The 17,981-nt window shown below is 69.5% G+C and carries 19 protein-coding genes and 1 tRNA gene; 11 read left to right on the top strand and 9 right to left on the bottom strand.

The annotated features are described in order from the left end of the window. The first annotated feature begins 91 nt into the window (after positions 1 to 91). A complete protein-coding gene (locus tag WAE60_RS12790) occupies positions 92 to 910 on the top strand; it encodes a hypothetical protein (protein WP_029910811.1) in 819 nt (272 codons plus the stop codon). A 1-nt stretch (position 911) separates the two neighbouring features. On the opposite strand, the gene WAE60_RS12785 is transcribed toward WAE60_RS12790, so the two are convergent. Both WAE60_RS12785 and WAE60_RS12780 read right to left on the bottom strand, forming a co-directional pair. After that, a complete protein-coding gene (locus tag WAE60_RS12785; protein WP_337686852.1) occupies positions 912 to 1,895 on the bottom strand; it encodes an NAD-dependent epimerase/dehydratase family protein in 984 nt (327 codons plus the stop codon). Then, positions 1,892 to 3,202, bottom strand: a complete 1,311-nt coding sequence (locus WAE60_RS12780; protein WP_337686850.1) for a UDP-glucose/GDP-mannose dehydrogenase family protein — start codon at positions 3,200 to 3,202, stop codon at positions 1,892 to 1,894. Before WAE60_RS12780 ends, WAE60_RS12785 begins: the two co-directional genes overlap by 4 nt. 377 nt (positions 3,203 to 3,579) lie before the next feature. On the opposite strand from WAE60_RS12780, the gene WAE60_RS12775 reads away from it, so the two are divergent. Further along, positions 3,580 to 3,720, top strand: a complete 141-nt coding sequence (locus tag WAE60_RS12775; protein ID WP_197026671.1) for a hypothetical protein — start codon at positions 3,580 to 3,582, stop codon at positions 3,718 to 3,720. Positions 3,721 to 3,728: 8 nt separating this feature from the next. On the opposite strand, the gene WAE60_RS12770 is transcribed toward WAE60_RS12775, so the two are convergent. Further along, positions 3,729 to 4,178 (bottom strand): hypothetical protein, encoded by a 450-nt coding sequence (locus tag WAE60_RS12770; RefSeq protein WP_337686848.1) that lies wholly within the window; start codon positions 4,176 to 4,178, stop codon positions 3,729 to 3,731. 45 nt (positions 4,179 to 4,223) lie between these two features. Between WAE60_RS12770 and WAE60_RS12765 the strand changes: the two genes are divergently transcribed. The 4 genes from WAE60_RS12765 to vsr all read left to right on the top strand — a co-directional run bounded on the left by WAE60_RS12765 (position 4,224) and on the right by vsr (position 8,082). Beyond that, positions 4,224 to 5,369: a DNA cytosine methyltransferase gene (locus WAE60_RS12765; RefSeq protein WP_337686846.1), complete on the top strand. Its 1,146-nt coding sequence runs from the start codon at positions 4,224 to 4,226 to the stop codon at positions 5,367 to 5,369. A gap of 63 nt (positions 5,370 to 5,432) precedes the next feature. Next, complete coding sequence (cysK, locus tag WAE60_RS12760; protein ID WP_029910796.1) at positions 5,433 to 6,419, top strand: cysteine synthase A; 987 nt, start codon at positions 5,433 to 5,435, stop codon at positions 6,417 to 6,419. Between the two features lie 26 nt (positions 6,420 to 6,445). Next, positions 6,446 to 7,648, top strand: a complete 1,203-nt coding sequence (locus WAE60_RS12755; RefSeq protein ID WP_051695379.1) for an NAD(P)/FAD-dependent oxidoreductase — start codon at positions 6,446 to 6,448, stop codon at positions 7,646 to 7,648. Further along, positions 7,645 to 8,082: a DNA mismatch endonuclease Vsr gene (gene vsr, locus WAE60_RS12750; RefSeq protein WP_337686841.1), complete on the top strand. Its 438-nt coding sequence runs from the start codon at positions 7,645 to 7,647 to the stop codon at positions 8,080 to 8,082. Before WAE60_RS12755 ends, vsr begins: the two co-directional genes overlap by 4 nt. Positions 8,083 to 8,193: 111 nt before the next feature. Here vsr and WAE60_RS12745 read toward each other — a convergent pair whose 3' ends face one another. From WAE60_RS12745 to WAE60_RS12735, 3 genes are all read right to left on the bottom strand, one after another. Continuing rightward, positions 8,194 to 9,840 (bottom strand): ATP-binding protein, encoded by a 1,647-nt coding sequence (locus WAE60_RS12745; protein WP_337686897.1) that lies wholly within the window; start codon positions 9,838 to 9,840, stop codon positions 8,194 to 8,196. 297 nt (positions 9,841 to 10,137) lie between these two features. Then, entirely contained in the window at positions 10,138 to 10,440 is a 303-nt protein-coding gene (locus WAE60_RS12740) for a DUF167 family protein (RefSeq protein WP_029910780.1), read from the bottom strand. A 4-nt stretch (positions 10,441 to 10,444) separates the two neighbouring features. Then, complete coding sequence (locus tag WAE60_RS12735; RefSeq protein ID WP_029910775.1) at positions 10,445 to 10,774, bottom strand: YggT family protein; 330 nt, start codon at positions 10,772 to 10,774, stop codon at positions 10,445 to 10,447. 124 nt (positions 10,775 to 10,898) lie between these two features. Between WAE60_RS12735 and WAE60_RS12730 the strand changes: the two genes are divergently transcribed. The 4 genes from WAE60_RS12730 (at position 10,899) to WAE60_RS12715 (ending at position 14,254) form a co-directional block, all read left to right on the top strand. Next, positions 10,899 to 10,974: transfer RNA gene (locus WAE60_RS12730), tRNA-Ala, on the top strand. A 140-nt stretch (positions 10,975 to 11,114) separates the two neighbouring features. Next, complete coding sequence (locus WAE60_RS12725; protein ID WP_337686839.1) at positions 11,115 to 13,331, top strand: penicillin acylase family protein; 2,217 nt, start codon at positions 11,115 to 11,117, stop codon at positions 13,329 to 13,331. 60 nt (positions 13,332 to 13,391) lie between these two features. Beyond that, a complete protein-coding gene (locus WAE60_RS12720) occupies positions 13,392 to 13,844 on the top strand; it encodes a hypothetical protein (protein ID WP_337686838.1) in 453 nt (150 codons plus the stop codon). A 23-nt stretch (positions 13,845 to 13,867) separates the two neighbouring features. Continuing rightward, positions 13,868 to 14,254: a hypothetical protein gene (locus tag WAE60_RS12715; RefSeq protein ID WP_029910765.1), complete on the top strand. Its 387-nt coding sequence runs from the start codon at positions 13,868 to 13,870 to the stop codon at positions 14,252 to 14,254. Between the two features lie 13 nt (positions 14,255 to 14,267). Here WAE60_RS12715 and WAE60_RS12710 read toward each other — a convergent pair whose 3' ends face one another. Beyond that, entirely contained in the window at positions 14,268 to 15,026 is a 759-nt protein-coding gene (locus WAE60_RS12710) for a hypothetical protein (RefSeq protein WP_029910762.1), read from the bottom strand. Between the two features lie 228 nt (positions 15,027 to 15,254). Here WAE60_RS12710 and WAE60_RS12705 point away from each other — a divergent pair, with 228 nt between their 5' ends. Beyond that, a complete protein-coding gene (locus WAE60_RS12705; RefSeq protein ID WP_029910760.1) occupies positions 15,255 to 16,205 on the top strand; it encodes a hypothetical protein in 951 nt (316 codons plus the stop codon). Positions 16,206 to 16,259: 54 nt separating this feature from the next. Here the strand turns inward: WAE60_RS12705 and WAE60_RS12700 are convergent, their stop codons facing one another. Continuing rightward, positions 16,260 to 17,489 (bottom strand): argininosuccinate synthase, encoded by a 1,230-nt coding sequence (locus tag WAE60_RS12700; protein WP_029910758.1) that lies wholly within the window; start codon positions 17,487 to 17,489, stop codon positions 16,260 to 16,262. A gap of 128 nt (positions 17,490 to 17,617) precedes the next feature. After that, positions 17,618 to 17,980, bottom strand: a complete 363-nt coding sequence (locus WAE60_RS12695; protein ID WP_029910756.1) for a DUF1648 domain-containing protein — start codon at positions 17,978 to 17,980, stop codon at positions 17,618 to 17,620. Position 17,981 lies beyond the last annotated feature (1 nt).

The raw sequence follows: 17,981 nt of genomic DNA, 5'->3' as shown, positions 1-17,981 counted from the left end.
TGCAATGCACCCAACGCCACGCGCCTTAGCACCTTTGTGTGACGAAGCTTGGCGGATTCGTCGTTGTCTCGGTTTTCATCAGGAGCTCGCCATGCGTTCGTTCGTCATGACACTCGGCCTGCTGGGCCTTTTTTGGGCAGGCGCCGCCCAGGCCCGGCCCGGCGACGCGACCTGCCCGGAAGCCGCCAACGACGTCGACACCGTGCTCAGCGACATGAAGCTGCACAGCGAGACCCTGCCGCACGGCGCCAAGCTGATCTGGACCGACAAGAAGACCGGCCGCTCGTACCCCACCTACGCGGTCAAGCCGCGCATCTTCTACGGCAGCAAGCCGCCCCCGCGGTACGGCGCGGTCCAGGGCTGGGGCCAGCTGTGGCAGAGCGTCGATCCCAGCACTTCCAGCCACACCCTGGTCGAGCTGCGCCGCTACCGCACCTATCTGCTCGACAGGACGACGGGCCGCTGGGAACAGGTGCAGGCGTCGGAGAACGTCGCGGGCCGGGCCTTCCCGGAGGACTTCCACTCCAAGCCCGCCATTGCCGCCGACGCCAAGCCGGCGCCCGACGGCGGGACCCTGGTGCGGATGATCCCCGACCGGAACTTCCACTTCTGGCCGACCAGCGGCAAGAAGCCGTTCGACCACGACAGGCTGGGCGGGGTGTTCGTCACCGTGCAGGCCCGGCTGGTGCCCGACGAGTCCGGCGTCGACGACCGCGACAAGGCCAACTACCTGCTCAGCGCGGGGCTGGACTACTGGACCGCGACCCACTCGGCCTACAAGGGCGACAAGGTCTCGAACGGCGACGCCGGCATCGGCCGCTTCAAGCGGGTGGGCGCCTGCTGGCGATCCTACAACATGACCACGGTTCCGGCCGAGGTGTTCCGGGCCAATCCGCCGCCGCTGGACTAGGTCAGCGCGACTTCCACCACGCGGCGAACCGGCCCAGACCTTCCCCCAGCTTCACCTTGGGCTTGTAGCCGGTCAGGGCGTTGAGCTTGGTGATGTCGGCGTAGGTGGCGGTGACGTCGCCCGGCTGCATGGGGCGCATGATCTTCACCGCCTCGCGGCCGATGGCCTTCTCGAGCGTGGTGATCATGTCCATCAGGCCGACGGGATCGTTGTCGCCGATGTTGTAGATCTCGTGGCCGCCCTGGGCCGGCGGACGGTCCAGCACGCCGACGATCCCGTCGACGATGTCGTCGATATAGGTGAAGTCGCGGGCCATCCTGCCCTCGCCGTAGACCTCGATGGGCTCGCCCTTCAGGATCTTCTGGGTGAAGCCGTAATAGGCCATGTCGGGGCGTCCCCACGGGCCGTAGACGGTGAAGAACCGCAGGCCCGACATCGGGAAACCGTAGAGCTTGGCGTAGCTGATGCTCATCAGCTCGTTGGCGCGCTTGGTCGCCGCATAGAGCGACACCGGCGCGTCGACCGCGTCGGTCTCCTTGAAGCCCGCGCCCTCGCCGCCGGCCAGGGACTGCGGGCGATCGCCGTAGACCGAGCTGGACGAGGCGTAGACCAGGTGGGTCACGCCGTTGTGGCGCGCGGCCTCCAGGATCGACAGGTGGCCGGCCAGGTTCGAGCGTTGGTAGGCGAACGGGTTTTCGATCGAGTAGCGCACCCCGGCCTGGGCGGCCAGGTGGACGATCCGCTTGGCCCCGCTGGACCGGACCAGCTCCATCACCGCCGCGTCGTCGGCGATGTCGAGGCGGACCATGGTGAACCCCGGCCGCCCGTCGAGACGGGCGGCGCGGGCGGCCTTCAGGGTCGGGTCATAGTAGTCGTTGAAGACGTCGACACCGATCACCGTCTCCCCGCGGTCGAGCAGGCGCTCGGCCACGTGCATGCCGATGAAGCCGGCGGCGCCGGTGACGATGACCGGCCCCTGACTCATGCGCCGCGCCCGATGGAGGCGTAGGTGAAGCCGGCGCGGACCATTTCGGCCGGCTTGTAGACGTTGCGCAGGTCGACGACGACCGGGGCGTTGAGCAGGCCCTTCAGGCGCGTCAGGTCCAGGGCGCGGAACTGGTCCCACTCGGTGAGGATCAGCAGCACGTCGGCGCCCTGGGCGGCCTCGTAGGGGCCCGAGACGAAGGTGACGCCCGGCATCATGTGCGAGGCTTCCTTGGCGCCTTCCGGGTCGAAGGCCTGGACCTTGGCGCCCTTGGCCTGCAGGGCCGGCAGGATGTCGAGGCTGGGGGCGTCGCGCATGTCGTCGGTGTTGGGCTTGAAGGTCACGCCCAGGACCCCGACGGTCTTGCCGGCCAGGTCGTCCGTGCCCAGCACGGCGGCGACCTTCTCGGCCATGGCCTTCTTGCGGGAGTCGTTCACGGCGACCGTGGTCTCGATCAGCTTGGTCGGCGCGCCGTACTGCTGGGCGGTGCGCACCAGGGCGATGGTGTCCTTCGGGAAGCACGAACCGCCGTAGCCGGGGCCGGCGTTCAGGAACTTGCTGCCGATCCGCTTGTCCAGGCCGATGCCCTTGGCCACCTGCTGGACGTCGGCCCCGACCTTTTCGCAGAGGTCGGCCATCTCGTTGATGAAGGTGATCTTCATCGCCAGGAAGGCGTTGGCCGCGTACTTGATCAGCTCGCTGGTGCGGCGGCCGGTGAAGACGATCGGCGTCTCGTTCAGCGACAGCGGGCGGTACAGCTCGCGCATCACCGCCTGGGCGCGCTCGTCCTCGGTGCCGACCACGACCCGGTCGGGACGTTTGAAGTCCTCGATCGCGGCGCCTTCGCGCAGGAACTCGGGGTTGGAGACCACGGCGAACTGGGCGTCCGGACGGACCTTCTTGATGATCGCCTCGACCTCGTCGCCGGTGCCGACCGGCACGGTCGACTTGGTGACCACCACGGTGAAGTCCTCGATCAGGCCGGCGATCTCCTCGGCGGCCGCGTAGACGTAGGTCAGGTCGGCGTGGCCGTCGCCGCGGCGGGTGGGGGTGCCCACGGCGATGAACACCGCGTCGGCTTCCTTGATCGCCTGGGCGCCTTCCAGCGTGAAGAACAGGCGGCCTTCGCGGACGTTGCGGGCCACCAGGTCGTCCAGACCGGGCTCGAAGATCGGGATCTCGCCCTTCTCAAGGCGCTCGATCTTGCTCGGATCCTTGTCGATGCAGGTCACCACGTGACCGAAATCGGCGAAACACGCCCCAGACACCAGACCCACATAGCCGGTGCCGATCATCGCTACGCGCATGATATCCCCACGTTATGGTTCCCGATCCAAGTTGATCGGACAAGAGTTTCTCGGGCTGCTATCGCCCGCTTGGCCTAGAGGTGCAAGTGCATTCACGTGACATTTGTGCACAGCCTCCAAATGGTCAAAGTCTCGGCGAAATCAGCCGTGGCGCTCTACAGAAGCGTGGAACTCTCCGGCCCGCCGGAGCGCCGGTAGCCGCAGAACTGGGCGAACAAATGTTCTCCCGCGGGGCGTCTTGCTCCGCTTGCCGACCAAGGCCCGGCGGCGGCGGCCGCGGGCGACGCCGCCCCTCTTGAACGCCGACAAACAGCAACCATCTTTGTTGCCGATCGGCCGCCTATCCCGGTGGAGATCGCAACCAGGACCCCGCCGCCATGGCCTCCACCGTCAAGGCCCTCTTCGCCCTCGCCACCGTCGCCGCCGTCTCGATCGGCCTGCTGCTGCCCGTGCCGGGCGGCGTGCATCAGAATCTCGACGCGCGTGGTCACTACGAGCTGATGGACGTCGGGAACTAGCCTTCCCGTCAGGGCCTCGGCTGGTCCTCCAGCCCCAGCGGCGGCGACGCGCAGCCCCTCAGGACCTGGCCGTTGATCGTCACCTCGGCGCGGTAGTCGTACTTGCGATCCGACATGCCGTCCGTGCAGGGCTCGGGATGCAGCCGGAACACGAGGCCGCCCACGCCCCACACCCCGACGTCGCCCTCGACCTTCACGCCGGCGTTGGCGGCGCTGACGTCGGGCTGGCCGGCGCGCGACAGGGTCAGGCCGTCTTCCTGGATCCGCCCGCCCCAGAACGGTTCGGTCCCGACCAGCTGGAAGTCGCCGGAGAAGTCCGGTCCGGGCGGGGTCGAGGCCGGCGCGTCGGCGGGCGCGGTCGAGGCGCCCTCGGAGGCGCCCATCGGCGACTCCCCGCATCCGGCGAGGGCCAGGACCAGGCTCAGGGCAAAAGGGGCGGCGGCGAGGGTTCGAAGCATGCGGCGCTATCCTCCGGAGGGCGGCTCACGCTAGACTCCCCCGCGATGAATCGGAACGCCTCTCCCCTCTCCTTCTTCGAGTTCTTCGCCGGCGGCGGCATGGCCCGCCTGGGCCTGGGCCAGGCCTGGGACTGCGCCTTCGCCAACGACTTCGACGCCGTCAAGGCGGCGACCTACGCCGACAACTTTCCCGGCCTCGGCATGAAGGATGGAAAGGGGCACTTCCACCAAGGCGACGTCTGGGACCTGACCGCCGACGACCTGCCGGGCCGCGCCGACCTGGCCTGGGCGTCCAGCCCCTGCCAGGACCTCAGCCTGGCCGGCGCCCGCAAGGGCCTGGCGGGCGAGCGATCATCGGCCTTCTTCGGCTTCTGGAAGCTGGTCGAGGCGCTGGACGACCAGGGCCGCGCGCCCGACACCGTGGTGGTCGAGAACGTGGTGGGCCTGCTGACCTCGCACCGGGGCGACGACTTCACCGCCCTGTGCGGCCTGCTGGCGGCGCGCGGCTATCGCTTCGGCGCCCTCGAGATCGACGCCTCGCACTTCGTGCCCCAGTCGCGGCCCCGCGTCTTCGTGGTGGCCACCCGCCTGCCGGTCGACGGCCTGGAGGGCCAGAGCCCGTTCCACGGCCGGGCCGTGCGCGAGGCCGCCGCCCGCCTGCCGGCCGATCTGAAAGAGCGCTGGATCTGGTGGGGCCTGGACGCCCCGCCCGCCCGCAACGCCGACCTCGCCGCCGTGCTGGAGCCCGACGACCAGGTCGAATGGCGCGGCGAGGAGGCCACCGCCGCCCTGCTGGACCTGATGGCCCCGTCGCACCGCGCCTCGGTCGACGCGCGCATCCGGAGCGGCGAGCGCGCGGTCGGCGCGGTCTTCCGGCGCATGCGCGGCGGCGACCAGCGGGCCGAGGTGCGTTTCGACGGCCTGGCCGGCTGCCTGCGCACCCCGCGCGGCGGCTCCTCGCGCCAGACCCTGCTGGTGATCGACAAGGGCCAGGTGCGCTCGCGCCTGGTCACCCCGCGCGAGGGCGCCCGGCTGATGGGCCTGCCCGACGGCTATCGCCTGCCCCGCAGCGCCACGGCCGGCCTGCACGTGATCGGCGACGGGGTGGCCGCCCCGGTGGTGCGCTGGCTGTCCGAGCGGCTGCTGACTCCGCTGGCCTTAAGGAAATCTGCGCCTCTGGCGGCCGAATGAGCCGCTGACACGTCAAAACCCACGGCCTAAGGTGGGTTAAATCCTTCTCAAGCGAGACTTCCCATGGACGACGCCTCCTCGATCTACGACGCCGCGCGGTTCAAGCGCGCCGGGCGCGGCAAGATCTTCGACTCGATCCTGGACACGGTCGGCGACACGCCGCTGGTCCGCCTGCCCAACCTGACCGCCGAGCTGAAGCCCAAGGGCACGGTCGTGGCCAAGCTGGAGTTCTTCAACCCGCTGGCCTCGGTCAAGGACCGCATCGGCGTGGCGATGATCGAGTACCTGGAGGCGAAAGGTCTCTTGAAGCCGGGTGGCGTGATCGTCGAGCCGACCTCGGGCAACACCGGCATCGCCCTGGCCTTCGTGGCCGCCGCCAAGGGCTACAAGCTGACCCTGGTCATGCCGGAAAGCATGTCGATCGAGCGCCGCAAGATGCTGCTGCTGCTGGGCGCCAAGCTGGAGCTGACCCCGGCCGAGAAGGGCATGCGCGGCGCCGTCGCCCGCGCCCAGGAGATCATCGAGGCCATCCCCGGCGCGGTGATGCCCCAACAGTTCGAGAACACCGCCAACCCGCTGATCCACCGCGTCTCGACGGCGGAAGAGATCTGGAACGACACCGCCGGCGCCGTGGACGCGGTGGTCTCGGGCGTGGGCACCGGCGGCACCATCTCGGGCGTCGGCCAGGTGCTGAAGGCCCGCAAGCCGTCGGTGAAGATGGTCGCGGTCGAGCCGGAAGCCTCGGCCGTGCTGTCGGGCGGCGCGCCCGGCCCGCACAAGATCCAGGGCATCGGCGCCGGCTTCGTGCCGGGCATCCTGGACCGCGGCGTGATCGACGAGGTCATCCAGGTGTCGAACGACGACAGCTTCGCCATGGCCCGCAAGGCGGCCTCGACCGAAGGCCTGCCGGTGGGCATCAGCTCGGGCGCGGCCCTGACCGCGGCCTTCGACCTGGCCATGCGCGACGAGTACGCCGGCAAGCTGATCGTGGCGATCATCCCCAGCTTCGCCGAGCGCTACCTTTCGACCGCCCTGTTCGAAGGCCTCTGACCCGGACCTAGGCGGAACGCGGGGGCGTGCGCGTCGGGATCGTCGGATGCGGGGTGGGCGGCATGGCCGCCGCCCTCGCCCTGGCGCGCGCCGGCCACGCCGTCACCCTGCTGGAGGCCTTCGAGGCCCCGCGCCCGCTGGGTTCGGGCCTGCTCCTCCAGCCGACGGGCCTGGCGGCCCTGCGTGCGCTCCAGCTGGACGAACAGGTCCGCGCCGCCGGCGCCGTGGTCGGTCGGCTGGAAGGCCAGGACAGCCGCGGCCGCAAGGTCATGGACCTGGACTACAACGACTGGCGGCCCGGGGGGCATGGCGTCGGCATCCATCGCGGCGTGCTGTTCCAGACCCTGCACGACGCCCTGCCCGGCGCGGGCGTCGAGGTGGTGACCGGGGCCCGCATCGTCCGGATCGAGCACCCCGCCCGCCCCATCCTGCACGACGAGCGCGGCCGGTCCTGGGGACCGTTCGACCTGGCGGTGGTCGCCGACGGCTCGGCCTCGCCGCTGCGGCCGGTCCTGCGCCCCGGCGCCCGGGCGCCGGTCTATCCGTGGGGCGCGGTCTGGACCCACGTGGCCGATCCCTGCGACCGGTTCGGCGGGGCGCTGCGCCAGATCTACCATCGCGCCGAGGTGATGGTCGGCGCCCTGCCCGTCGGTCGCGATCCGGACGGCCTGTCGCCCACCGGTCTGGCGATGTTCTGGTCCGTGCCGGTCGCCGGCCTCGACGCCTTCCTGGCCGGCGACTTCGCCGCCTGGCGCGACCAGCGCCTCAAACCCCTGTGGCCCGACCTGGCCGCCCTGCTGGCCGAACGCGACGACTGGAACGGCTTCTCCAAGGCGCTCTATCGCGACGTCTCGGTGGGCCGCTGGAACCATCAGGCCTGCACCCTGCTGGGCGACGCGGCCCACGGCACCAGCCCGCAGCTGGGACAGGGCGCGAACCTGGCCCTGATGGACGCGGTCGAGCTGGCCGAGCGCCTGGGCCGCGACAGCCGCCCCGTCGCCGTTTCGGTTGGTGCCTGGCAGGCCGACCGCCGCCGCCACACGGCCCTCTACCAGGTGGCGTCCAAGGCCCTGACCCCGCTGTTCCAGTCGCACGGCGGCTTCTGGCCCGCGGTGCGCGACTGGATCTTCACCCCGATGTCGGGCTTGCCCGGCGTCAAGCAGGTGGCGGCGCGCCTGCTGACGGGGACCCTGCGCCTGGGACGGTTCCCGCGCGTTACACGGCCATGACCGCCCCCAAGTCCACGGACGTCTTCGACCCCGCCAAGCGCTCGGCCGTGATGGCCCGGGTCAGGAGCCGGGACACCAAGCCCGAGCTGCTGCTGCGCCGGCTGCTGACCGATCTCGGCGCGCGCTACCGCCTGCACCGCAAGGACCTGCCCGGCTCGCCCGACGTGGCCATGCCCGGCCGCCAGCTGGCGATCTTCGTCCACGGCTGCTTCTGGCACGGCCACGACTGCCCGCGCGGCTCGCGCGTGCCCAAGGCCAACCGCGACTATTGGCTGGCCAAGGTGGCCCGCAACGTCGCCCGGGACGCGCGCAACCGCACCGACCTGGCGGCGGGCGGCTGGCGGGTGGAGACGGTGTGGGAGTGCGAGATGAAGGATCGGGAGGGGTTGAAGGGGCGGTTGGCGAAATTGTTGGACGAGACCCCGCGCGCGTAGACCCCCTCAGTCGCTTCGCGACAGCTCCCCCAGAGGGGGAGCATCTGGCGCGGCATAGATCCTCCCCCTCTGGGGGAGGTGGCCCGGAGGGCCGGAGGGGACTGGCTCCGCCTAGGCCGCCGCCCGCGCCGTCCCCGTCGGCAGCACCTCGCTCAGGGCCGCGTGCAGCTGGCTGGGGTCGATCGGCTTGGCGACGTGGGCGTTCATCCCGGCCGCGTGGCAGGCTTCCCAGTCCTTGGCGGTGGCCGAGGCGGTGACGGCGATCACCGGGATGTCGCGGTTGGGCCCCTCGGCGGCGCGCAGCTGACGCGTGGCGTCGCGGCCGTCCATGCCGGGCATGTAGACGTCCATCAGCATGACGTCGAAGACCTCGGACTGCAGCAGCTCCAGGGCCCGCTCGCCGGACTCGGCCAGGGTGGGCTGGATGCCGAACGACTGCAGGACCAGCTCGATGGCCCGGCGGTTGACCACGTGGTCGTCGACCACCAGCACCCGCGCGCCCTCGACCACCACGCCGCCGGCCTGGGAGCCCGGGGCCTCGGCCGCCTCGACGCACACCTCCAGCCGGAAGCGCGAGCCCTTGCCGGGCTTGCTGATCACCGTCAGGTCGCCGCCCATCAGCCGGGCCAGCTCGCGGCTGATCACCAGGCCCAGGCCCGAACCGCCGTGCTCGCGGGCGACGTTGGACGCCAGCTGGTCGAAGGGCGTGAACAGCCGCGCCAGCTGGTCCTCGGTCAGGCCGCGCCCGGTATCGGCGACCACCGCCTCGAACACCAGGTGATCGTCGGCCTCGCGCGCCGACAGGCGCACGGTGACCGCGCCGCGGTCGGTGAACTTGATGGCGTTGGACAGCAGGTTGTTGAGCACCTGGCGCAGGCGCATGGCGTCGCCGGCCACCCACCTCGGAAGATGCGCCGCGCCCTCGACCCGCAGGCGCAGGCCCTTCTTGTTGGCGTCGGGCCGCCACAGCCGCAGGGTGTCGGCCATGGCCTGGCGCAGGTCGAACGGGGCCTGCTCGACCGCCATCCGCCCGGCGTCCAGGCGCGACAGGTCCAGCAGGTCGTTGAGCAGGGTGCGCATCATCGCCCCGGCGTCGCCGATCAGCTGGGCGTGCAGCTTGGAGGCGGCCTCGGGCACGTCGCTGTGCAGGCGCGCCGCCCCGGCCAGGATGGCGCTGATCGGCGTGCGCAGCTCGTGGCTGATCATGGCCACGAAGGCCGACTTGGCGGCGACGGCCTCCTCGGCCTCGTGACGACGGCGCTCGGCCTCCTCCTTGGCCGCGGCCTCGGCGCGCAGGGCCCGCTCCAGGGTGCGGGCGGCGACGAACACCGAGACGATCAGCAGGGCCACCCCGAACCACAGGGCGTTGGCCAGCGGGGCGTGCGGATTGGCCGCCCGGGCCACGAACGGCACGATCAGCAGATAGACCACGTGGGGCGCGGCCGCCGAGATCGTCGCCGACCTCAGGCTGGAATTGACGACGATGACGTTGAGCAGGGCCCCGGCCAGCAGCATGCCGCCCAGGGTGGGGGCGAACCGCACCGACGAGGCGAACAGCGGCAGAGACAGGAAGCCGAAGATGACCGAGGTCACCGCCGGCATGGCGGCGACGGCGAACCGCAAGGCGCGGCCGGGATTGGGCCGGCGCACCATCCGGCGGATCAGGACCAGCTCCAGCAGCTGGGCGGCCGAATAGGTCCCCGCCCACAGCCAGGTCCAGCTGGCGCCCATGAAGACGTGCAGCATCAGGGCGATCATCACCGTGGCGACGACGCGCAGGTACAGGTTGCCGCGCCGCGCGAGCGCCGCCCTCACCTCAGCAGACTGATGCCGTCCGTCGTCCACACAGCCCCCCGTGTCACGTGGTCCCCACCACGCGCGGAATGCCCATAGCATGAAACATCGTCGCTAAGAGGGGGTGAAAGACCCTGATTCGTTCGCGGGGTTTTCGACCGACCACGGACGGAACCTGCCCGCATTCCCGCCCTGAAGGGGCATTTTCAACTCGCGGGCGATGGCGGGATGAGATTCGTGATCACGGCTTGCCTGGACGTATCAGGAAACGCCGTCCGGCGGCCGCCCCAGGACCCGCTCCAGCGACAACGCGTCGCAGCCCTCGATCTCGACCAGCTTCAGCCGCGCCCCGGCGCCCGAGGCGATGGACAGGGACGACTTGGCCAAGCCCAGGGTCTTGGCCAGCAGGGCCAGCAGCGCCGCGTTGGCCGCGCCCTCGACCGGCGGGGCGGCGACCCGCACCTTCAGATAGGGCCGCCCCTCGCCGTCCACCGCCCAGCCGTCGACGGCCTCGCGCCCGCCGCGCGGGGTGAGGCGGACCGCCAGGCGGACCTTGGACGACATGGGATCAGTAGTAGCTGCCGCCGGTGACCAGGCCCACCAGGGCGTCGTGCAGGGCCGGCAGCAGATAGACCCGCACGCCGGTGATGATCAGCAGCACGATGATCGGGCTGATGTCGACGCCGCCCAGCGGCGGGATGATGCGGCGGAACGGCCGCAGGACCGGATCGGTCACCCGGTCGAGGAACTCGGCGATCTGGCGGAGATAGGGATTGCGCAGGTTGATGATGTCGAACGCCACCAGCCAGCTCAGCACGGCCGAGATGATGATCGCCCACCACAGCAGGCTGAGCAGCGCGCCGGCGATGAAGAAGACGAAGTTGATGATGGCGACCATGGGCTTCCCGTCCGAGTGTCCCGCTTCATTGCCGCGCCTTGGCGGCCCTGGCAAGCAAAGGCCGCAGATCGGCCAACCGGGCGCTTGACGAGGCCGCCGCCCCAACGTATCTCCGCGCTTCCTTGGGGCCGTAGCTCAGATGGTAGAGCGCCTCGTTCGCAATGAGGAGGTCAGGGGTTCGATTCCCCTCGGCTCCACCAAGGACCTTCCAGACATCCTTTGACGCCGACCCGCCCGCTTTTCGCGCGGGGTCCGCCGGATCGCGTCCCGCGCCCGCGCGGACCTGGACAAGGGTCGCGCGGCGCCCGACGTTCCGCGTCCTGGATCGGGAGGGCGTCTCTTGCGTATCGGAAAACTGCTTCTGTTGTCGGCCGCCTGCGCCGCGCTCTCCGGGCCGGCCCTTTCCTCGACGGCCCTGGACCAGCCCGCCGGCGACCTGGCCCGCCAGCAGGCCACGGCGCAGCGGGTCCAGATCACCCGCGACGACTGGGGGATCGCCCACGTCCACGGCAAGAGCGACGCCGACGCGGTGTTCGGCATGATCTACGCCCAGGCCGAGGACGACTTCCCGCGCATCGAGGCCAACTACCTGACCAATCTGGGCCGCACGGCCGAGGCGGAAGGCGAGAAGGCGGTCTGGCAGGACCTGCGGATGCGGCTGTTCGTCGATCCGGCCGACCTGCAGGCCCGCTACGACAGGAGCCCCGCCTGGCTGAAGAGCCTGATGGACGCCTGGGCCGACGGGCTGAACTACTACCTGGCCACCCATCCGGACGTGAAGCCCAAGGTGCTGACCCGGTTCGAGCCGTGGATGGCGCTGAGCTTCACCGAGGGCAGCATCGGCGGCGACGTCGAGCGGATCTCGCTGGGCGAGCTGGAGGCCTTCTACGGCAAGCCCCGTATGCAGGGCTCGGCCGAGGTCCGGGCGCGGGAGTTCGCCCAGGCCGTGGCGTTCCGCGAACCCACCGGCTCGAACGGCTTCGCCATCGCCCCGTCCAACACCAAGGACGGCCACGCCCTGCTGCTGATCAACCCGCACACCTCGTTCTTCTTCCGCTCCGAGCTGCAGGTGACCAGCGACGCGGGGCTGAACGCGTATGGCGCGGCGACCTGGGGCCAGTTCTTCGTCTATCAGGGCTTCAACGCCCACGCCGGCTGGATGCACACCTCCAGCACGGTCGACGTGGTCGACGAGTTCGCCGAGACGATCCAGAGCCAGGGCGGCAAGCTCTTCTACAAATACGGAGCCGAACAGCGGCCGGTCGAGACACGCGCGGTCGAGATCGCCTATCGCGCCGCCGACGGTTCGCTGGCGAAGAAGAGCTTCACCACCTACCGCACCCATCACGGCCCGATCGTGCGGGCGGCGGACGGCAAGTGGGTGGCCTTCGCCATGATGTACAAGCCGGTGGAGGCGCTGGAGCAGTCGTTCCTGCGAACCAAGGCCGTGGACTACGCCAGCTTCCTGAAGGTGGCCGAGCTGAAGGCCAATTCCTCGAACAACACCCTGTTCGCCGACGACAAGGGCGAGGTGGCCTATCTGCACCCGCAGTTCATCCCCCGGCGCGACGACCGCTTCGACTACACCAAGCCGGTCGACGGCGCGAACCCGGCCACCGACTGGAAGGGCCTGCACGCCCTGTCCGAGGCGCCGCACCTGAAGAACCCGCCCAACGGCTGGCTGATGAACACCAACAACTGGCCCTATTCGGCGGCCGGTCCCTACAGCCCCAAACAGGCGGACTATCCGCGCTACATGGACAGCGTCGGCGAGACGCCGCGCGGGATCCACGCCACGCGGGTCCTGAGCGCGCGCAAGGACTTCACCTTGCCCACCCTGATCCAGGCCGCCTACGACCCCTACCTGACCGCCTTCGCCGATCTGATCCCGACCCTGTCCAAGGCCTATGACGCGACGCCCGACGGCGATGCGACGAAGGCGCGGCTGGCGGCCCAGATGGCGGCGCTGAAGGCCTGGGACCTGAAGTGGTCGGCGGCCTCAACCGAGACCTCGCTGGCGGTGTTCTGGGGCGAGGCCCTGTGGGCCAAGTCGGCGGCCCAGGCCCGGAAGGAGGGCGTTTCGGTCTACAAGTACATGGCCGAGCGCACGACCCCGGCCCAGAAGCTGGAAGCCCTGGCCGAGGCTTCGGATCGGCTGAGCGCCGACTTCGGCGACTGGCGCACGCCCTGGGGGACGATCAACCGCTTCCAGCGCAACGACGGCGCCATCGTCCAGACCTTCGACGACGCCAAGGCCTCGATCCCTGTGCCCTTCGCCTCGGGCCAGTGGGGGTCGCTGGCCTCGTTCGGGGCCAAGCGCTATCCGGGCACGAAGAAGTACTACGGGACCAGCGGCAACAGCTTCGTGGCCGTGGTCGAGTTCGGGCCGCGGGTGAAGGCCCTGGCGGTGTCGGCGGGCGGCGAGAGCGGCGATCCGAAGTCGAAGCACTTCCTGGACCAGGCCCAGCGCTACGCCGACGGGAACCTGCGGCCGGTCTATTTCTATCCCGACCAGCTGACCGGTCACGTCGAACGCAACTACCGGCCGGGCGAGTAGGCAAGGCGGCTTGAGCGGAACGCGATTGCAGCCCATGGTTGGCTTTCGGGGAGACACGACATGAACCTGGCCCAAGCCATCCGCACCGTGGGCGTCGCCGGCCTGGCGTTGGCCTTGAGCGCCTGCGCGCTGTTCGCCCCGCCCTACGACGCCACCCTGGATGAGAAGACCACCAGCGCCTACGAGAGCGTGGCCAAGCTGGCGGCCCAGGCCGAGATGGGCCTCTATCAGGACAAGGCCACCTATCCCGGGACGGTCGACACCTACGCCACCATCCAGGGCGCCCTGGCCGTGGTGGCCGTGCGCGCCGCCTCGGCCCCGGTGGCCGGCAAGCGGGCCGAACAGGCGCGCGACATGACCGTCGGCTTCATCAAGGGCTGCAGCGCGCAGGTCTCGGGCCTGGCGAAGCTGCACCAGACCTACGGCGTGGTCCCGAACACCGGCGCCACCCAGGCCATGATGGTCAGCTGCGACCAGGCGGCCAAGGCCGTCGGCGCCATGAAGAACAATTAGAGGCCCCGGGGGGAGACTGACAGATGCTGGATTTCGCCAACCTGCGGATCGACAACGTGGACCAGTTGGTCTCGACCCTCGAGGACGAGCTGGGCGGGGTGTCCACCCAGTGGTGGAACGCCAACAAGTCGGTGGTGGCCGGCTACCTGCGCAGCCTGGCCGAGGCGACGCTGCAGACCCAGGTCGCCCTGACCAACCAGCAGATCCCGGCCGAAGCGGCCGACATGATCATGCGCAACCAGCAGCTGGCCTTCAACCAGACCCTGCAGTTCACCAAGTTCATGACCCTGGTCCTGGCCCAGCAGCTGCTGGATGCGACGTTCCGGGTGATCGGCTGGGTGATCTACAACAAGACCGGCGTGAACCTGGCGCCCAGCCTGGTGCAGCCGGCGGGGACTGCGGCGAGCTGACGAACGGCCGGACCTAGGCCTCGGCGCCGATGCCGATCGGCCGGAAGTCGATCTCCGGATAGTAGCCGGCCATCCGCTCGATGGCGGCCCGGTTGGCGGCGCTGAGCAGCTGGGCGCCCCGGCCGCTGACGCCGACGTTGAAGCGATTGTCGGGACCACGCGCCTGGGCCACCCGCTGTTCGAGGTCGGCGGCCGCGAAGGTCTGGGGTTCACGCGCCAGCAGGCCGGATCGATCCAGCACATCGCGCACCCCTTCGGCGCCGCCCAGCACGATGTTCTCGTAGTGGAAGACGTTGGCCGGACGGGTGCTCATCCAGGACGCGTAGAACTTCAGGTACCAGGCGGCGACCAGGTCGACGACCGCGTCGACCCGGTAGTGGAAGTCCCGCTGGCAGATGCTCTGATCGAAGTAGGCCCACGGGATTTCCGGGCTTTCCGTGGCGATGTGCTCGGCCAGGCTGACCATGCAGTCGTGGATGTCGCGCACGAGCACCAACGTGGTGATGGCGTAGCCGTCGATGACCCGCAGGCTGTATTCCGACGCGCAGGTGTGATGCTGCGCCACCAGGTTCTGGCCCGCCAGGCTCTCGATCAGGCGATGGGACAGCTCCTGCTCGCGGCGGCTGGAACTGGGCAGGCCGTCGGGCGCGACCAGCGGCAGGGTGCCAGCCCAGTCGGCGAAGGTGGCGCGACCGAAACCCGGCAGGGAAGCGATCACCGAGGACAAGAACGTCGATCCGCTCTTGGGAAAAGCCGTGATCAGAACCAGCATGCACACCTCGCGCGTGTCATCGTTCCGTGTCCGGATGGTTTTCCCGCACGCCGGCCTCCCCGCCGACCGTGCTTGTCGGGCGATCCTATCACGGACTGTTCCCCTCGATCCAAGGCTTAGGTTCGAAACTAGTTGCCTTTTGCGAGAGTTGGAACGGTACTGTTCCCAACGGTTGAGCTTGAAGATCGTTCACAGGCGAGACGATCGTTGCCAATCGGGGAGGCGATCATGAAAATATCCGCTCTATCGATACTCGGCGCCGCGAGCCTGGCGCTCCTGATCCACGTCGCGCCGGCCAGCGCCCAGGCGACCCGAACCTGGGTCTCGGGCGTCGGCGACGACGCCAACCCCTGCAGCCGCACGGCCCCCTGCAAGACCTTCGCGGGCGCTATTTCGAAAACGGCGGCCGGGGGCGAGATCAACACCCTGGATCCGGGCGGCTTCGGCGCCCTGACGATCACCAAGGCGATCACCATCGCCAATGACGGCGCCGGGGAAGCCGGCGTGCTGGCGGCGGGCACCAACGGCTTCGTCATCAACGCCGCGGCCACCGACAAGATCACTATTCGAGGGATCACGTTCAACGGCGTGGGCACCGGGGTGAACGGTATCGTGTTCAATTCCGGCGCTTCGCTCAGCGTCGAGAACGTCAGCATCTCGGGCTTCTCGAACTACGGGATCCTGGTGCAACCCAGCACGGCCGGTCGCGTGAACATCCAGGACACCACGGTCGAGAGCAACGGATCGGGCACCACCGGCGGCGGCGTGCTGGTGCGTCCCACCGGGACCGGGTCGGCGGCGGTCGACTTCAGCACCACGCGGCTGGTCAACAACGTGCTGGGGCTGCGGCTGGAGAACTCCATCGCGGGGACCGGCGCCATCACCGCCGCGGCGGTCGACACCACGGCGGCCGGCAACGTCTATTCGGGCTTCGTGGTCGCCCAGACGGCGGGCAGCGGCGCGGTCTCGCTGAACATCGACCGCTCGGCGTCGGTGAACAACGGCGTCGGCGTCAACCTTTCGGGAACCGGCGCGGTCATCCGCGTGGGCAGCTCGATGGTCACCGGCAACGGGGTTGGCATCAATTCGTCGACCACCAACCTGCTGTCGTATGGCAACAACCACGTCGACGACAACACGTCGCCGGGCACCGCCATGCCGGTCATCCCGCTGAAATAGGACGCCGGACGGCCTGGCGTCCGCTCGGGAACGCCAGGCCGATTTGGACGCGCCTTAGCCTTGGCGCTTGTCGCGCTTGGCCAGGACGCGCAGGCGCAGGGCGTTCAGCTTGATGAAGCCGCCGGCGTCGCGGTGGTCGTAGGCGACCTTGCCTTCCTCGAAGGTGACCAGGTCCTGGTCGTACAGCGAGTAGGGGCTGGTGCGGCCGATGACGGTGACGTTGCCCTTGTAGAGCTTGACCCGCACCTGGCCGGCCACCTTGGCCTGGCTGTAGTCGATGGCGGCCTGCAGCATCTCGCGCTCGGGCGAGAACCAGAAGCCGTTGTAGACCAGCGACGCATACTTCGGCATCAGCTCGTCCTTGAGGTGCATCGCGCCGCGGTCCAGCGTGATGCTCTCGATGCCGCGGTGGGCGGCCAGCAGGATGGTGCCGCCGGGGGTCTCGTAGACGCCGCGCGACTTCATGCCCACGAAGCGGTTCTCGACCAGGTCCAGGCGGCCGACGCCGTTGTCGCGGCCCAGCTCGTTCAGCTTGGTCAGCAGGGTGGCCGGGCTCATCTTGACGCCGTCGATGGCGACCGGGTCGCCCTTCTCGAAGTCGATGGTGATGATGGTCGGCTTGTCCGGCGCGTCCTCGGGCGAGATCGTGCGCATGTGGACGAACTCGGGGGCCTCGACCGCCGGGTCCTCCAGGACCTTACCTTCCGAGCTGCTGTGCAGCAGGTTGGCGTCGACGCTGAACGGGGCCTCGCCGCGCTTGTCCTTGGTGATTTGGATCTGGTGCTTCTCGGCGAAGTCCAGCAGGGCCTCGCGGGACTTGAAGTCCCATTCGCGCCAGGGGGCGATCACGGTGATGTCGGGCTCGAGGCCGTAGTAGCCGAGCTCGAAACGGACCTGGTCGTTGCCCTTGCCGGTCGCGCCGTGGCTGACGGCGTCGGCGCCGGTCTTGCGGGCGATCTCGATCTGCTTCTTGGCGATCAGCGGACGGGCGATCGAGGTGCCCAGCAGGTACTGGCCCTCATAGACGGTGTTGGCGCGGAACATCGGGAAGACGTAGTCGCGCACGAACTCCTCGCGCACGTCCTCGATAAAGATGTTCTCGGGCTTCACGCCGGCGGCCAGGGCCTTGGCGCGGGCCGGCTCGATCTCTTCGCCCTGGCCCAGGTCGGCGGTGAAGGTCACGACCTCAGCGCCGTATTCGGTCTGCAGCCACTTGAGGATGATCGAGGTGTCGAGGCCGCCCGAATAGGCGAGCACGACCTTCTTCACGGACTTGTCGGCCATGAGGGGGTCCTTCCGAGGAAACACAAAGTCGCAAGCGTCTCTCCTTCGGAGAAACACCGGGTCGCGGGGCGTTTAGCGCGGTTTCACGACGATTGAAACGGCGTGTTGGCCGATCCCAAAGATCGGCCCTAGAGATCGCCTTCGTCGCTCAAGGTCTCCATGACCTTGCGCAGGTGCACCAGCTGGCTCAGCGCCAGGGCGGCGGCCAGGGTGGCGCGCACGCACAGCACGATCACCGCGCTGGCGCCGTCCACCCGATAGGTGAGCTGGGTCAGGGTGAACGACAGCAGGATCAGGATCGCGAGGACCGGGATCGCCAGCAGGCCCACGCCCTTGGACGCCCGCCAGGTCGGCCGGCCGTCCAGTCCCCATTGCATCGGGATGCGCGCGCCCTTGGGGATGCGCTTCCAGGCGCTCTGGGCGGTGGAGGCGATGATCGCCAGGGCGGCGATCGACAGGCCGTCGCCCAGGATGCGCAGCGCCGCTTCCATG

The sequence above is a fragment of the Caulobacter sp. CCG-8 genome (assembly GCF_037402475.1).
Lineage (GTDB): Bacteria > Pseudomonadota > Alphaproteobacteria > Caulobacterales > Caulobacteraceae > Caulobacter.
The sequence above is the reverse complement of the archived record's forward strand: the minus strand, read 5'-3'. Positions and strand labels throughout refer to the sequence as shown.